Here is a 16,212-nt window from a genome sequence, read left to right as displayed (position 1 = left end):
GCCGAATCAGCCGGCGGGAATATCAGCCGCTAATATCAACAAAAAACGCCCGAAGCCGGGAACTGAGCTTCGGGCGTTTTTGTATGAGTCTCCCGGCAGCTGCCGGGAGTAATGGGACCGGCATCAGGGCCTGGTCAGGTATACCGTGGCATCCCGGGGAAGGATGTAGATTTCACCTCCCTGGGCGCTGTAGCTGCGGTTTTCCCCGTCCCAGTTGCCGTTACTGTTGGTGAAGCAGAACAGGAAGGAATCGGGTACATCCTGGAGAGTCACCGACCACCAGTGCCGGTTATTGATATTTCCCTCATATTCCATGGAGAAATCGCCGCTCAAACCGTCCCAGCTGTGCAGAATGTACCGGCTTGCGGACTCATATTCGGCGAAATGAACCACCAGTTCTCCTGAACCGGAATTTTGATCGCCTCCGTCTGAGAGTTTCTCAAGCTGGATGCTCTGATCTGCGGCGTCGAAACTGATCATATATTCACCTGCGCCTTCTTCAACCAGGTAGTCCTGGGCGGGGTAGGATTCGCTCCAGTCGCCGTAGCGGTCGATCTTGAACCGGGGATTGTCCGTACCGAAGGTTCCGGTGGTCTCCCACAAACCGGTGTCGGGGTTCACACTCATGGCGTCCGCCGCCCAGCCGTTGGCCGTCCCCCGGAAGTAGGCCTGGTTCCATCCGCCGCTGCCATCGCCTCCGTCTCCGGAGCCGCCGTCATCGCCGCTTCCAAGTTTAACGAGGGTTATTGAGCGGTCCGAATCGTCAAAGCTGATGAGATACTCCCCCGGGCCTTCCTGCACCAGGTAGTCCTGGGCGGGGTAGGATTCGCTCCAGTCGCCGTAGCGGTCGATCTTGAACCGGGGATTGTCCGTGCCGAAGGTTCCGGTGGTCTCCCACAGACCGGTGTCAGGATTTACACTCATGGCATCCGCCGCCCAGCCGTTGGCCGTGCCCCGGAAGTAGGCCTGATCCCAGGGATCGTCTGAGCCGCCGTCGCCGCTGCCTCCGCCCTGTCCGCTGCTTGAGGACTGGAAGAATCCTGCACCCAGCCCCCCGATGAGACCGGGACCGTTAAGGACGTAAATACCTGCAGAGCCCGGCTCCACGTTGAAGCTGAGGCTGCCTCCGGATTCGATTTCCGCCCCGGTGACCGCATCACGGTAGGTTCCTGCAGGCAGACCGTCAAAATTGAAACTCGCCGAGCCGCCCTTTGCGATTCCCACGGCAATGGTCTGAGGCCCGTGACTTCGCACATAGCCCACCCCGTTTCCGTTGGATGGATTTCCCGCCCAGTACCAGGATCCTTTCTGGAGAGCCGGCAGTGCCTTTCGTATTGCGTTCATTTTTTTGATGTGCTGATACAGCGGATGGCTGGATGCGGTGAAGATGTTATCACCATAGTAGGCCCGTCCGGTGTTATCCAGGGAACGGTTGATATCCGCTGCTTCGTGGATATCGGTATACGCCCCTTTCTTGAACTGAATTTCCGTTCCGTAGTAGAGGCTTGGTATGCCCCGCCATGTCCAGGTGAAGTTCACGTATCCGGCGAGATCCTCCGCCGATCCTGAGAACCGGCGGTTCCAGTCGTTGTTGGGACCGAAATCGTGGTTATCCAGCCACATCACATTGGTGGAAGGATCGGAGTATAGGTGATCGTATCGGGCTGCGGCCTGAACCTCGTTGAAGGAATGGCCGTATTCAAACACTCCGTGGAAGGTGGCCTGGGCGTAAAAATCCAGCACCGCCAGCCCGGAATTGTTTGAGCTTCCCACAGCTCCGTCCCAGGTGTACCAGTGGGGGTTGATCTCCTCAACCTGGTGCAGCTCATGCCGCTTCTGGGCAACTTCGCCGAACAGAAACAGATCGGGATCATGGGCTTTGAATGCATCCACAAAATAGAGCACCGAGTCACGGGCCATGTGTTTCACCGTATCCACCCGGAAGGCGTCCACGCCCATGTCGATATAGCGGGTGTAGGCATCAACAAGATAATCCCGGACAACCTGGCTTTCGGTGTTCAGATCGGGCGTGTCGTCGGCCAGGGCGCGGTTGTAGAGATTTTCCGTATCGTCCCAGCCCTGGGCAAAACCGTTTCCCGAGTGATGAAACCAGTCGGGGTCGGATGTATCCACAAAGGATATGGTGGAGGGCCAATTATAGAGACTGAGGTCCTGGTTGTAGGGCGCTGGAAGGGGCGCCAGATTGGCCCGGCTCCAGAGTTTGCCGTCATCGGGATTGGGCGTGATGCCGTCGTACTCCCAGTCGGGATTGGGCGGTGCGTACCAGGATGAATCGGGGTCGGTATTGTATTTCAGTTCGGCCACATCTTTGATGCCGTACCGGCCGGAGTGGTTCCACACCACATCCTGAATCACCTTCATGCCCCGGGCATGGGCTGCATCGATAAACTCCTGGTATCCGTAGCCCGGTGATTCCAGCCGGGGATCCACCCGGTTGAAGTCCCATGCATGATACCCGTGGTAGTCCAGGGGACTCCGGTTATGGACAATCGGCGTGAGCCACACTGCGGTGAACCCCAGATCCTGAATATAGTCGAGACCGTGTTCGATGAGTCCTTTGAAATCTCCCCGCCAGCTCACATCTTCCGGGTCGGTAATCTCATTATTCGGATTGTCCGGATTGTAGGAAGACCATTCGGTGGGTACATTGTTGGACGGATCGCCGTCATAGAAACGGGCGGGAAGCAGAAAATAGATGCTTTCTTCCCGGAAATCCACCGACGATGAATCGACCGTTCCCCGGGATGCCGGCGCAGGAGCCGATGCCGAGACTGTTTCCCCGCCCCCTGTGGGAACCGAGCAGGCAGAAAAGCTGAAGAGCAAAAGCAGCATCAGCGCTGAATACACAAAAACCCGGTAGATGCGGTGTGAACCGCCTCCGGGTTTCCTGAAGAGATGAGATACCATATTTCCCCCTTGATGCAGCTTCACCCGACCCGCCGGGTATGCATGCCCCAAACATGCAGATGATTACCGCGGCGGCGATGTACAATGTGATGTATATTCACACAGATACAGGCGGGCTACATTCAATAATTGACATATTGTAGGGGGACTTTTACAGATGTGTCAAATTATATCCGGAATTTGGGGCAGACCCGGCACTCAGCGCTTGAGATCCTCGATATATCCCCGCATTTTTTCAATCTTCCGGCTCATCTCTTCCCGTTTCTGCCGTTCCTTCTCCACGATTTCGGCGCTGGCTTTCTGCAGGAAGCCTTCATTGCTCAGTTTCCGTTCGGTCTGCTCAAGGGCCTTGCTTTCCTTGGTGATATTTTTCTCAAGGCGTTTCAGAGCCGCATCGATATCGATGAGATCCCGGATGTACACATAGGCTTCAAATCCGTTGCCCACCACCGCCAGGGATGCGCTGCGCTCGCCCTTCTCTCCTGCGGGAACCCAGGTGAGGCGGGAGGCCGTGGTGAGATTCCGGATCAGTTCTTCGTGGGAGATCATGTACTCCCGGTTGGGAAAATGCTCCTCAAACTGGACTGCAAAACTGATCTCCGTCTTGGGGGGAATGGTGAACTCCGACCGGAGGGTGCGAACCAGCCGGACCAGTTCCTGAAGATCCTCGAATGCACGGGCTTCCCGGGGGAACTGCCGCCACTCCTCGTTTTCCGGATAAGCCGTGGAGATGAGGGCGTCGCCATCTTGCCGTGAAGGAAGCTTCTGGAAGATCTCCTCGGTCACATACGGCAGGAAGGGATGAAGAAGCTTCAGCCCCTCTTCCAGCAGATATATGAGAAGGGAGATGGCCCGGTCTTTTTCCCCCTCATCATCGGAGTACAGGCTGAGCTTGGAGGCTTCAATATACCAGTCGCAGAACTCGTTCCAGAAAAACTCGTACACCGCGCCGGTTGCATCGTTGAAACGGTAGGATTCCATGCCGCTTTGTGCTTTCCGGGAAGCGGCATTCAGACGATGGAGAATCCACTTATCCAGATCGTTCAGCCCTCCATGATCCCCGCGGGCAATTTCCTGCACCGGTATGAGGTTCCGTCCTTCCAGGTTCATCAGCAGATAGCGGCTGGCATTCCAGATTTTGTTTGCGAAACGGCTTCCCATGGAGAAGGTATCTTTATCCAGAAGGATATCCTGCCCCTGGGTTGCCAGGAAGGCCAGAGTAAAGCGCAGGGCGTCGGCTCCGTATTCATCCACAATTTCTATGGGATCAATCCCGTTGCCCAGGCTTTTGGACATTTTCCGGCCCTTTTTATCCCGAACAAGGCCGGTGATGTAGATATCCCGGAAGGGTACCTCATCCAGAAATTCCAGGCTGGCCATAATCATTCTGGCAATCCAGAAGAAGATAATATCGTAACCGCTCACCAGACTGGTGGTGGGGAAGAAATCCTTCAGATCCTCGGTCTTCTCCGGCCACCCCATCACCGAAAAGGGCCAGAGCCAGCTGGAAAACCAGGTGTCCAGAACATCTTCATCCTGGCGGAATTTCCTTCCGGCATACTCGGGACTGTCAGCGGGATCGCTGCGGGATACCACCATTTCACCGCTTTCCTCGTCGTACCAAGCGGGGATTCTGTGGCCCCACCAGAGCTGCCGGCTGATGCACCAGTCCCGGATGTTGGTAAGCCAGGATTTATAGGTGTTTTCCCATTTCCGTGGATAAAACCGGATTTTCTCTTCTTCCCAGGCTTTCAGGGCCTTTTGGGCCATGGATTCCATGCGGACAAACCACTGGGTGCTCAAATACGGTTCGATCACGGTATTGGTGCGGTAGCAATGGCCCACCTGATGGCGGTGGGGTTCCTTTTCAATGAACAGGCCGGCGGCTTCCAGATCTTTGACCACCGCTTTCCGGGCTTCCTGCATGCTCATGCCCCGGTAGGCTGAGGGTACGCGGTCGTTCAGTGTCCCGTCGGGGTTCATAATATTGATTTCTTCCAGACCGTGACGTTTGCCCACCTCATAGTCGTTAAAATCGTGGGCGGGGGTGATCTTCACCACACCGGTTCCGAATTCCGGGTCCACATAGCTGTCGGCAATAATGGGGATCTCCCTGTCTGTAAGGGGCAGCTTCGCGGTTTTTCCGATCAGGTGTCTGTAGCGCTCATCTTCGGGATGCACCGCCAGAGCAGAGTCGCCCAGCAGGGTTTCGGGACGGGTGGTGGCAATCTGTACCTGGCCGTTTCCGTCGGAAAGGGGATAGGTGATGTGATAAAAGAAGCCGTTCACTTCCTTGAATTCCACCTCATCGTCGCTGAGGGCGGACTGCACTCCCACAGACCAGTTCACGAGATACGTGCCCTTGTAGATCAGCCCGCGGTTATACAGCTCAACAAACACTTCCTGAACCGCATCGCTCAAGCCCTCGTCCAGGGTGAAGCGTTCCCGGTCCCAGTCGCAGGATGAACCGATCTTTTTCAGCTGCTCGGTGATCACTTTGTGATGCTCGTGCTTCACCTTCCAGGTCTCTTCAACAAATTTTTCCCTGCCCAGTTCCTGGCGGCTTGTGCCTTTTTCTCTGAGACGTTTCTCCACCACGTTCTGGGTGGCAATCCCCGCATGATCGGTTCCCGGAACCCAGAGGGCCGGTTTTCCCTTCATGCGGTGGTAACGGATGAGAATATCCTGGAGACTGTTGTTCAGCCCGTGTCCAAGATGGAGCACACCGGTAACGTTGGGGGGAGGAATGACGATGACGAAGGGTTCTTCTCCGGGCTCAGGTTTACGCGGCGAAAAATGGCCACCTGACTGCCACATTTCATACAGCCGTCCTTCGAATTCCCGGGGATCATACGCTTTTGCAAGCTCAATTGCCTTCATCTCTGTTCACTCCTGAATGGATCTCATAGCTTCATGGTCTGTTTTTGTGCTCATATTTATAGCAGAAGAATACCTGCTCTTCAATAATGATACGGATAGTCGGATTGATACGGCGTCGGAAGGCTACCGGCGGAACATTTTTCCGAATACGCCTTTTGATTTTCGTACCGCTTCGGCAGCCCGCCGGGAAGCTCTGAGCTTTTCCGGTCCCCTGCCCTCACGCTTGCGCTGCTGCTCAACCATAATATGGTGCTCACGGTCGCCGGCATCTCCCGAAACCCTTACAGAGAGATCCTTCAGGGCTTCCTCCCTGCCGTAGATGATGATCTCGTCGCCGGTGTACAGATGGGTTTCCCCCCGGGGCGCGGCTACATAGTATCCGTCGTCTCTCCGCACACCCAGCACCAGAATTCCTTCATCGATGAGACGCAGTTCCTGCATGCTTCTGTTTACCAGCCAGGAATCGGCCTTCAGCTGGAATTTAACAACCTCATAATCCCCTTCCAGGAAGAGAAGATTATCGTAGTCTTTGGCGTAGACCCGGGTGAACCGCTTCTGGAAGCTTTTAATAATACCCGAGAGCATCCAGTCCACAATTCCCGTCCTGCTGATAATAACAAGCACGAGCACGCCGCCCCCCAGAATGCCCGATTTCACCAGAATATCTCTCTGGTCGGTGAACGACGTAAAGGTGAGAATAAGCGTGGACATGAAGGAAACGATCCCCACATTACCAAGCAGCATGAGGTTCTGAATGATTCTCCGCCGCACCGGATGTTTGGCAATGGATTCCGATTCTGTGGTGGTAAACCCGGTACCGGTGAAGGCACTGCGGGCCTGGAATTTCGCCATGTCATCTGAAAGCCCGGTGAGGCGCAGCATAATGGCTGCAATTTTCACAATAATAAGAGAGATAATAAGAATGATGAGAAAAGAAATCGCCGCTGCCATCTATACCAGTCCCGCCCGTTTTTCCGGGCCCTAAACGATGGTGGAATCCGTCGTTACAGTGCCCTGAGATGAGTATCCGGGAGAATTACCGTCCGGATTTTTCACGCTTTCTGGCGATGCGCTGCATTTTCCGGTAATACTCCGCCTGTTTCTTGATCTCATCAATATCGGCACAATAGATCTTATTGTCCATAGCCTTGAAGCGTTTATTTTTCAGAAGCTCGGCGACGGCTTTATTTCCCTCCAGCTGATTCAGGCCGACCATGTGAATCAGTTCCTTGGTTCCGAAATCGAAGGAATAGGCTTCCCCGGCCCGGACTTCCACACGGTTTTTCTCCAGCTGGATCAGCAGAGCATCGTAGAGTTTACCCACCGGATTATCCAGCAGGGTATTGGCAAGCTGTTTGTAGATAAACCAGATTCGTTCAGACATGAGGGTGGTGATTTTGCTGATGATCTGGGGCTGGGATTTCACCATGGTGGTGAAATTTTCCCGGTTCACCGCCAGCAGCACCGATTCTTCATGGGCGATTGCCGAAGCCGATCTGGGTTTATGCTCCAGCAGGCTCATCTCTCCGAATATGTCTCCGGGTTTCAGCACCGCCAGAAGCACCTCGTTATCGTTCATGATCTTGGTGATCTTCACCTGCCCCTTCTGAATAATGTACAGCTGCTGTCCCGGCATGTTTTCGGTGAAAATCATGGTGTCCTTGGGATAGAGACGGTTAAACTCCTGCTCATCCTCATTCAGGTACACCGCCTTCTGGTAGGGCTTGATCTTCGCCATCCGTTCTTTTGCCTGATCAATCTTGGGTCCCTGGGGATTAAAGCGGAGATATTGATGGTAGGCAAAATACGCCTGATTGTACTGATTCTGCTTAACATAGTATTCGGCAACTTCAAACAGATGATCCTGCCCGGCCTGACCGTCAACACTTTGCTGGGTGAGACGGGTAAGGGCTTCATCCAGATAGCGCATCCGCCGGGAAAAAGACTCGATGATCTTCATGGCAACAGGGGTGTTTTTTTCTATCAGCAGTCCGTAGTTGTCCCGGCTGACTGAAATAAGGTTAACGTCAGTCACCGCCTGAGCGGTTTCAATGTGACTGTGGCTGCTCATGGTGGAAACTACGCCGAAAAAATCGCCGGGGGTGAGTACATTCCCCCCTTCTTCGGCAACGATCTCAACCTCTTTGCTGAGCCGGACCTTCCCTGAGCGAATAATAAAAAACTGGTTGGCGTTCTGCTTGCCTTCAACAATGATATATGCGCCCTGCTTGAAGGAGACCATTGATAACTGAAGTGGGTTGCTCATAATCCGTCCCAGGCCTGGCAGTCCCGCAACTCATCCAGGTTCAAAGTTTACATTTATTCGTGAGAACCGTCCCTGCGGGTGAAAACCGGACGGCTCGCATAGAAATAGTATAGGGGATGAGAAAAGCCTGCGTCAATCTGCCCGCAGAATCCTTGACCATTCCACATCTCCCTGAGATTATTATACCGCATTATCCGGAGGTTGTATGGCAATTCGCACAGGAATTATCGGGTACGGCATGTCTGCAAAGACATTTCATCTGCCGTTTATCCTGAACATGGAAGAATTTCACGTCACTGGCATTTCCACACGTAAAAAGGAGATCCTTGCAGAGGAACAGCCGGGGCTCACCTGCTACAGCGGCCCTGAAGCACTGATCAATGACGGGGAAATTGAGCTGATAATCATCACATCGCCCAACGAAAGCCATTTCCCCCTGGCAAAAAAGGCTCTGGAAGCCGGCAAACATGTGGTGGTGGAAAAGCCCTTCACCATTACCCACCGGGAGTCCCTGAATCTGCTGAAAATTGCGGCAAAATCACAGCGAATTCTCACCGTATTTCATAACCGCAGATGGGATGGAGATATTCTGACCATCAGGGAACTGCTGGAACAGGGTAAATTCGGCAATCTCAGTCATGTGGAGAGCCACTATGACCGCTTTCGGCCCAATGTCCGGGACCGCTGGAGAGAGAAAGACGTACCGGGCTCAGGTTTGCTCTACGATTTGGGCTCCCATCTGATTGATCAGATGATCCACCTCTTCGGAAGTCCGTTATGGGTACAGGCCGATATCGCACGCCAGAGAGAGGGGGCTGAGACCGATGATTTTGTGCACATTCTCCTTGGATACAGCAAATTCCGGGCGGAACTGCATATTTCGGTGCTGGTAAACGCTCCGGTTCCCCGCTTTGCCGTCCACGGCGATAACGGAAGCTATATCAAGTATCATCTTGATCCCCAGGAGGATCAGCTCAAAGCCGGGAAGCCATTCACCGACGGCAGCTTCGGGGAGGAGGCGGATGAGCATTTCGGCAGCTATTATCCCGCACCGGAGGGAAGCACGCCCCTGGTAATCCCCACCGCCCGGGGAAGATATCAGAATTTTTACTCCACTCTTGCATCGGCCATACAGGGAACTTCCGAACCCCCCGTTGATGCGGGAGAAGCTGCGGAAGTAATGAAAATTATTGAGCTGGCCAAAAAAAGTTCCCAACAAGGCAAAAGATTGAAGGTGAAATAGCCACAGCCCTCCCTGCGGTTACAAATCACCGGGGTAAAACCCATTGACCATACAAAAACGGGATGCCGAATAGGTATTTGGCATCCCGTTTTTCATTCTCCCCCCCGGTGTGTGCGGGGAGGGGGAGGGGTCAGCTTCTTCTGGGAAATTTGGAGGTGAACGTTTTCACTTCCCCGGCAACTTTGGAAATCACCTTCTCATCGCCCTTGCTCTTGAGCACTTCCATGATGAAGTCTCCCACCTGCCGTACATCATCTTCCTTCATGCCCCGGCTGGTTACCGCAGGAGTACCCACCCGGATACCGCTGGTTACCAGGGGACTTCGGGTATCAAAGGGGATCCCATTTTTATTCACGGTGATATTTGCCGCATCCAGCATTTTCTCTCCCTCTTTACCGCTGATTCCCAGGTCGGTGAGATCCAAAAGCATGAGATGATTTTCCGTGCCTCCGGATACCACCCGGATACCGTTCTCGGCGAAGTGGGATGCCAGTGCCTTGGCATTGTCCAGTATCTGCTGCTGATAGGTTTTGAATTCCGGTTCCAGGGCTTCCTTGAATGCCACGGCCTTGGCTGCAATGACGTGCATAAGCGGCCCGCCCTGAATTCCCGGCATTACCGCCGAGTCCACCAGTTCGCTCCAGTTTTTGGTTCTGCCGCTCTTGGGCGCAACAACTCCCAGGCTGTTTTCCCCGTCCTTTCCGATGAGGATCAGTCCGCCACGGGGTCCCCGGAGGGTTTTGTGGGTGGTGGTTGTGGTGAAGTGGGCATGGGGCAGAGGTGTGGGATGCAGCCCTGCAGCGACCAGTCCCGCTATATGAGCCATATCTGTTACAAAGAATGCACCGACTGAATCGGCAATTTCCCGGAAGCGCTTGAAATCGATTATCCGGGGATATGCGGATGCCCCGGCGATGATCAGTTTCGGTTTATGGGTTTCGGCAAGTTTCCGGATCTCGTCGTAATCCAGCTGTTCGCTTTCTTTGGATACGCCGTAACTGATGATATTATAGAGCTGACCGGAGAAGTTCACGCTGGCACCGTGGGTAAGGTGCCCGCCGTGGGCCAGATCCATCCCCAGAATGGTGTCTCCGGGCTTCAGGAGGGTCATGTACACGGCCATGTTTGCGCTGCTTCCCGAATGGGGCTGCACGTTTGCGTGATCGGCATTGTAGAGTTTTTTCACCCGGTCCCGGGCAAGGTCCTCCGCCATATCAACATATTCACACCCGCCGTAATAGCGTTTCCCCGGATATCCTTCGGCATATTTATCGGTTAATACGCTGCCTGCGGCTTCCAGTACGGCCTGGGAAGTGAAATTCTCACTGGCTATCAGTTCGATTTTTTCAAGCTGACGCCGGGTTTCTTTCTGAATAACTTCGTATAATTCGGGATCAAAAGCTTCAATTCGGGACAAGAGGACCTCCAGATTCAGGGTGGGTTTTACTGAGAATATGTCAAAACCCCTGCGGGGGTCAATGGCGGTCAATGAGTCTGGTTGCCAGCCGTGCAGGAGCCTTCCCCGGGTTGATGGTCTCCAGACGGGGAAAGGGCTGATCCAGGGGAACCGGAAGATACTCGGCAGCTGTGGAGGCAAAGGGGGCGTCATTCTCCAGGGATTCCCGGTACACCGGAACCCATCCCCAGCGGGGAAGGAAGAACTCCGCCCAGGAAGTTACCGAAAAACCTCCTGACCGAACCGGTGCATCAGAAGCAGAGGCCCTGCCCGGCCCGACTGCAGCTGCATCCCGTCCCGGCCGCTGTGTACTTGAGTTGAAGCCTTCACCGGGGTCAATTTCGCCGCTTGCCTCAGGCCTCCGTACATAGCCCCAACGCTCCCGGGCGGGGATTCCCAACCTTCGCAGTTCATCGATGAATATCCCGATACCTTCTATGCCTGATATATCCTGGAGGGAAATCCACTCATACATGCCGCGGGCCAGGGGCAGAGCCCCCTGCCGGGCGGCAATCGAGGCCTGCAGCTCCTGCCTCAGATCAGGATCCAGCAGCGGCTGGCCTGAAACTGCCAGGTAGTCTTCATACACCGGGCGGAACACCCCGGCCTGGGAGAAATCATCCGAACCGTATAAAAGTCCCGGCGGGGGGGCTGCAGGCTGCAGAGGGCGGCCATACACCTGAAGAGTCAGATTGCCCTCATTCCGGCGTTCACTCATTGAACCGGGAAGAAGTCTGAATGCAGGAATCTGTTCCGGAGAAGGCAGCGCCTGGAGGTAACCCCGGAAATTTCCGCGGAGCTCATACCCGGGATTGGTTATTTCCGGAAGCGGAAGGGTGAGAATATACTCTGGAGCCCCCGGCTGATGTCCCGAAGGTGATTCGTTCGCTGTCGGCTGCGGGATATCTATGGAAAGACTCAGGGAATACAGGGGAATATCATCCCCGGAAGAATTATCGGGAAGATTTTCCCTTCGGGAATACAAAAGGTTTTCCCACAAGCTGTTTCCCTTTCTGATCTGAAAAAGGCTTACAGAATTATCCGGCTGTGTCTCCCCCCCCGGCTGCCCTTCCCGGGCCGAGGAGAACCGGGAGTCCAGGGCAAAGCTGAGACGCCGGGACACTTCGTTCTGAATTTCCATTAACGAGCGGCGAATCTCCTGGGTGCTCACCCCCTCCCCGTCTTCATCTTCCGGAAGGAATGATGGAAAGTATTCATACACAGGCAAATGAATTCCCACCACATGAGCTTCCGTACGGGCGTTCTGTCCGGCTGACGGAAACCTGCTCTCCTCTTCCCCTTCCCTGATAAAAACTATCCGGGAACGGGGTAATGGCGTATCATCCCAGAACCAGCGGGCTGAGCGAAGTTCTCCGAAATCGATCCCCCGTACAGACACCAGCCACAGGCTTTCATCAGCTTCTTCGGCGAGAGCCGCCTGGAGCTCCGGCTCGTCCCGGGAATCGGCAGGGACGGGAATGCTGTCGACGTTGGTGAACAGAAGAGGATTGCTTCTGCCCTGGGGAAGCTCGACGATTACATCACCTGAAGAGAGCCCCTCGGGAATTCGGAAACTGATTCGGTCCCGTTCCCACTCCAGAATGTAGGATGATGTAATCCTTTGGCCTCCCACATTCAGGGAATTCCCCGGATCCGGACGTCCCAGAAAGCGCCCGGAAAGAACGACAATATCACCTGATCGCGCCTGATAGGGATCGATGGACACCAGATGGGGTTTCCGGAGGAAGAAAAAGAGATTTACGGCGAAGAGTATTAACACTGCGGCGATGCCGCTGAATACAAGAAGCTTTTTTCGGGAGGATTTCATTGCATGTTCCGTCAGTCTGCAGATTCACCGGAGTCTTCGGTCTGACCCCCGGAAAGACGATAGTTGCTCACAGTTATTTCAAGTTCAAGATTAACCGAACTTCCGTTGGAGGTATCCACCCCCAGAGGATAAAACACCACAGGTTCGCCGGTATCCACAGGAATGCTTTTCAAACTTGTCTGATAGCGAAGTTTATCTTCACTGCTGTTCTGCACCCAGGTTTGTCCCTGGGCAACCAGCATGATGGTCTCATTTTCCTGGCGATAGGGGGTGAACTCCACTTCAACCACAAGGTTCTGTCCATTCAGGCGCACCTTCACTCCCCTTCCGGGTACCGTGAGCTCATCCATTTCCATATTCCAGATCACCCCGGAGGAATCCTCACCGCTGCCCAGAATTCTGGCCTGGATGTACACTCTGAGAACATCGTTTTCCAGTTCCCGGAGGATCTCGTTGGGATCCCTGGGAAGAGCATTGCTGCCGTTACTATCCGAAGGCCGGGTTTGAACCTGGGCACTGCCGGTGCTCCCGTTCCCGCTGCTTTCCGCTGTTGCGTCACCCTGCTGGGCCGTCATCTGTGCGACTGAGGCAGCCATGAGAACTATGGAAATAAATAACATCCGGGAGCGAAGCAGCGCTGTAATCATTGAGCCTCCCCTTGGGCGTCAGGGATCGATTCCCGGGGGTCATCCGTACCTTCGTTTTCTTCCCCGGCATCGGCGGCAGCTGGGGAATCGGCAGACTGCCGGGTTCTGGAAGGATCTGCCCGCATCAGCCGGGATTCACCCAGCAGATCCAGTTCGGAAATTTCCGGCAGCTGAATGGTGAGCTCACTGATGTTTCCGTTGAGGTTTCGGGTGCCTTCAAGAAGTCTGAGAAGCTGTTCCACATCCCGTACATTTATCTGAAGGTTTATGCCCTGTTGACTGTCCTGGTCGCCCGCTTCCGTACTGCCGCCGTTTGACGCCCTGGGTCCCGGGGGAACGGTTTCCTTCTGCTGACTGCCCACCGAAAGGAGATTTACCAGATTGGGATCCACTTCGGAAAATTCCGAATAGTTATCCAGATTCATATGGAAAAACTGATCATCCTGTGCAGAGGCCATTTGTGTTTCGGAATTTCCTCCGGGAGACAGGAAGTTGAACGCAACTACGGCTGCAAAAATGACCAGGGCAGCTGCAGCGGCGGGAGCGGGTATGCGGATCCAGCGATGAAAAATATTCTGCCGGCGGGTATTCCGGATCTCTCCGGCAGCTTCCCGGGAAGGCGCGCCGGAGTGAGGCAGGGCATCATTATGCTTGATCCTTGGGCCTTCATCCAGCAGCATGTGAGGTCTGCGGCTTCCTTGTTCAGCTGCATCCAGGTTCCGGTTAATCCGTTTTTTCAGTCTGTCACGGCTGAGTTCTATCTCATTCTCAAGTTCATGATCCCGGAGATGCATGAGCTGCTGAACCTTCCGGTAGCGTTTGAGTCTGGTATTCAGGCGGGGTGTTTCAGCCACCTGTTCCACAATTGAGTCCCGGTACTCTTCGGGGATCTCATCGTCAAGAATTTCCATTAACAGATCGTCATTAAGGGACATGTATACCCTCCTCATCCAAGAGAGCCGCCATCTTTTCCCGGGCCCGGAATGCCCGGACCTTCACGTTTGCTTCGGTAATGTCCAGAATTTTGGCAATTTCTCGATAACTCAAGCCTGCATATTCCTTTAGAACCAGAACCGCACGGAATTTTTCAGGAATCTTGCCCAGGGCATCCTGAACGGCCTCATAGGCCTCCTGCTTCAACACCAAATCCTCGCCGGATTCTGTTTTGCGTTTGGGCTCATACAGCACCCGTTCATACGCTTTCCGCTCGCGGCCCTTCCGTTTGGCGTAATTCAAGGCCATATTCTTGGCAACCCTGATCAGCCAGTATTTGGACTGAGCCTGATCGGGAAGCTGGTCGAGCCGTTCGTATAATTTGATGTAGGCGTCATGACAGAGTTCTTCTGCAGCCTCCATATCATTGGTGATACGGTAGGTGATGCGGATGAGTATGGGGAATGTTTCCTCATACACATCGTTGAACAGTTGTCTGCGTTCTTTGCTCCAATTCATTAAACAATGGGTCCTGGTATATCGTTACAGATTTTTCTTCCATGTTGTTCCCTCAGGGGAATCAATAAGTGTGATACCTTCTTCGGCCAGCTGATCCCGTATTTCATCGGCCCTGGCGAAATTCCTGGCACTGCGCGCCTCCCGGCGTTCTTCTATGAGCTGCTGAATGCGATCATCCAGCGGCTCCTCTGCTGCATGTGCTCCTGCAGCCCGGGTAAGGTCCAGTCCCAGTACCCTGTCCATTTCATGAAGTACGGTGAGCTTCTGAACCTGGGGAATATTCGGTTCCTTCAGCAGACCCCAGAGCTGGGCAAGGGCTTTCGGAGTGTTCAGATCATCGGCAAGTGCATCCCGGAAGGCGCCGTAGATTTCCGCGGCGGGAGCATCCAGGCGTTCCATTGCCGGAGCTCCGGCATAGGATTCATCCCAGGGGGGAAGTTCGCCGATTTTATCCATCAGTTTGTGACGGGCGGTCTGTGCTGCGGTCATGGACTCATCGCTGAAATTCAGCTGGGTGCGGTAGTTTGCACCGAGGACGAAGAAGCGGTAATCCAGGGGATCGTATCCCAGTTCCTGCAGTTTTCCCAGAGTCAGAAAGGTCCCTTTGGATTTACTCATCTTGGAGTTGTCGAAAAGCAGAAATGCACTGTGAAACCAGAACCGCACCCAGGGGCTTTTGCCGCTGGCGGCTTCGCTCTGGGCGATCTCGTTGGTGTGGTGTACCGGAATATGGTCGGTTCCCCCGCAGTGAATATCAAACTGATCTCCCAGATATTTCCTGCTCATGGCGGAACATTCTATATGCCAGCCCGGATACCCTTTTCCCCAGGGGCTCTCCCAGAGCATGGCCTGGTTCTCGAATTTTGAACGGGTGAACCACAGGGCGAAGTCGTGGGGATTGTGTTTGCCGCTGTCCAGGGCAACCCGGGCTCCGGCCTGCTGATCATCCAGTTTGATTTTCGCCATTTTTCCGTAGTCGGGGAATTTTTCGATATCGAAATATACATTTCCTTCGGCACGGTATGCATAGCCCTTCTCTTCAAGGGTTTCCACCATGCCGATCATATCGCCGATGTGGTCGGTGGCCTTGCAGATCACCTCGGGCTCTTCAATATTGAGCAGACGGCTGTCTTCCATGAATGCACGGGTGTAGTGGTCGGCGATGTCCCAGACGCTTTTCTGCTGTTCCCGGGCGCTTTTCACCATTTTGTCTTCGCCGTGGTCGTTGTCGTCTGTGAGATGCCCCACATCGGTAATATTCATCACGTGTTTCACCTGGTAGCCCAGAAATTTCAGGCTGCGGCGGAGCAGATCTTCGACGATGTAGGTTTTCAGGTTGCCGATATGGGCGTAATTGTACACGGTGGGTCCGCAGGCATACATTTTCACCAGGTTATTTGAAACTTCCAGAGGTTCTTTGGAACGGGATGCCGTATTGTACAGATTCATTATAGTTTTTTTGCCAGACACTTCTGTAATTTTCTCCCCACAGGTATACTTGCGACGTGGATA

General features: G+C 54.1%; 11 protein-coding genes. 1 reads left to right on the top strand and 10 read right to left on the bottom strand.

The features are described 5' to 3' along the window. Window positions 1–123 precede the first annotated feature (123 nt). From L21SP2_RS16805 to L21SP2_RS03665, 4 genes are all read right to left on the bottom strand, one after another. On the bottom strand, window positions 124–2,928 hold the full coding sequence (locus L21SP2_RS16805; protein WP_053335571.1) for an alpha-amylase family glycosyl hydrolase: 2,805 nt from the start codon (window positions 2,926–2,928) through the stop codon (window positions 124–126). 198 nt (window positions 2,929–3,126) lie between these two features. Next, a complete protein-coding gene (locus L21SP2_RS03675) occupies window positions 3,127–5,808 on the bottom strand; it encodes a valine--tRNA ligase (protein ID WP_024267142.1) in 2,682 nt (893 codons plus the stop codon). A 123-nt stretch (window positions 5,809–5,931) separates the two neighbouring features. Further along, entirely contained in the window at window positions 5,932–6,759 is an 828-nt protein-coding gene (locus L21SP2_RS03670) for a TrkA C-terminal domain-containing protein (RefSeq protein WP_024267141.1), read from the bottom strand. Between the two features lie 85 nt (window positions 6,760–6,844). Continuing rightward, the gene (locus L21SP2_RS03665) at window positions 6,845–8,074 is read right to left on the bottom strand and encodes a Crp/Fnr family transcriptional regulator (protein ID WP_041401119.1); all 1,230 of its coding nucleotides are present in this window, start codon (window positions 8,072–8,074) and stop codon (window positions 6,845–6,847) included. 205 nt (window positions 8,075–8,279) lie between these two features. On the opposite strand from L21SP2_RS03665, the gene L21SP2_RS03660 reads away from it, so the two are divergent. Continuing rightward, a complete protein-coding gene (locus L21SP2_RS03660; protein ID WP_024267138.1) occupies window positions 8,280–9,317 on the top strand; it encodes an oxidoreductase in 1,038 nt (345 codons plus the stop codon). Between the two features lie 130 nt (window positions 9,318–9,447). Here the strand turns inward: L21SP2_RS03660 and glyA are convergent, their stop codons facing one another. The 6 genes from glyA to cysS form a co-directional block, all read right to left on the bottom strand. Next, window positions 9,448–10,725 carry a serine hydroxymethyltransferase gene (gene glyA, locus L21SP2_RS03655; protein WP_280113279.1) on the bottom strand — a complete coding sequence of 426 codons (1,278 nt, stop codon included), beginning with the start codon at window positions 10,723–10,725 and terminating at the stop codon, window positions 9,448–9,450. A 67-nt stretch (window positions 10,726–10,792) separates the two neighbouring features. Continuing rightward, window positions 10,793–12,601, bottom strand: a complete 1,809-nt coding sequence (locus L21SP2_RS18820) for a hypothetical protein (RefSeq protein WP_024267136.1) — start codon at window positions 12,599–12,601, stop codon at window positions 10,793–10,795. Window positions 12,602–12,612: 11 nt separating this feature from the next. Next, entirely contained in the window at window positions 12,613–13,248 is a 636-nt protein-coding gene (locus tag L21SP2_RS16800) for a hypothetical protein (RefSeq protein WP_024267135.1), read from the bottom strand. Further along, window positions 13,245–14,183, bottom strand: a complete 939-nt coding sequence (locus L21SP2_RS03640) for a hypothetical protein (protein ID WP_024267134.1) — start codon at window positions 14,181–14,183, stop codon at window positions 13,245–13,247. Before L21SP2_RS03640 ends, L21SP2_RS16800 begins: the two co-directional genes overlap by 4 nt. Beyond that, a complete protein-coding gene (locus tag L21SP2_RS03635; RefSeq protein WP_024267133.1) occupies window positions 14,173–14,700 on the bottom strand; it encodes an RNA polymerase sigma factor in 528 nt (175 codons plus the stop codon). Before L21SP2_RS03635 ends, L21SP2_RS03640 begins: the two co-directional genes overlap by 11 nt. A 24-nt stretch (window positions 14,701–14,724) precedes the next feature. Next, a complete protein-coding gene (gene cysS, locus L21SP2_RS03630) occupies window positions 14,725–16,149 on the bottom strand; it encodes a cysteine--tRNA ligase (RefSeq protein WP_024267132.1) in 1,425 nt (474 codons plus the stop codon). Window positions 16,150–16,212: the final 63 nt, after the last annotated feature.

Origin of the sequence: Salinispira pacifica, from assembly GCF_000507245.1 — a bacterium.
Lineage (GTDB): Bacteria > Spirochaetota > Spirochaetia > DSM-27196 > Salinispiraceae > Salinispira > Salinispira pacifica.
This window is presented reverse-complemented; position numbering and strand designations above follow the sequence as displayed.

What these genes read in the sequence shown, in the direction of transcription:
- L21SP2_RS16805 (WP_053335571.1), bottom strand. Translation starts at nt 2,928, where the DNA reads ATGGTATCTCATCTCTTCAGGAAACCCGGAGGCGGTTCACACCGCATC.
- L21SP2_RS03675 (WP_024267142.1), bottom strand. Translation starts at nt 5,808, where the DNA reads ATGAAGGCAATTGAGCTTGCAAAAGCGTATGATCCCCGGGAATTCGAA.
- L21SP2_RS03670 (WP_024267141.1), bottom strand. Translation starts at nt 6,759, where the DNA reads ATGGCAGCGGCGATTTCTTTTCTCATCATTCTTATTATCTCTCTTATT.
- L21SP2_RS03665 (WP_041401119.1), bottom strand. Translation starts at nt 8,074, where the DNA reads ATGAGCAACCCACTTCAGTTATCAATGGTCTCCTTCAAGCAGGGCGCA.
- L21SP2_RS03660 (WP_024267138.1), top strand. Translation starts at nt 8,280, where the DNA reads ATGGCAATTCGCACAGGAATTATCGGGTACGGCATGTCTGCAAAGACA.
- L21SP2_RS18820 (WP_024267136.1), bottom strand. Translation starts at nt 12,601, where the DNA reads ATGAAATCCTCCCGAAAAAAGCTTCTTGTATTCAGCGGCATCGCCGCA.
- L21SP2_RS16800 (WP_024267135.1), bottom strand. Translation starts at nt 13,248, where the DNA reads ATGATTACAGCGCTGCTTCGCTCCCGGATGTTATTTATTTCCATAGTT.
- L21SP2_RS03640 (WP_024267134.1), bottom strand. Translation starts at nt 14,183, where the DNA reads ATGTCCCTTAATGACGATCTGTTAATGGAAATTCTTGACGATGAGATC.
- L21SP2_RS03635 (WP_024267133.1), bottom strand. Translation starts at nt 14,700, where the DNA reads ATGAATTGGAGCAAAGAACGCAGACAACTGTTCAACGATGTGTATGAG.
- cysS (WP_024267132.1), bottom strand. Translation starts at nt 16,149, where the DNA reads ATGAATCTGTACAATACGGCATCCCGTTCCAAAGAACCTCTGGAAGTT.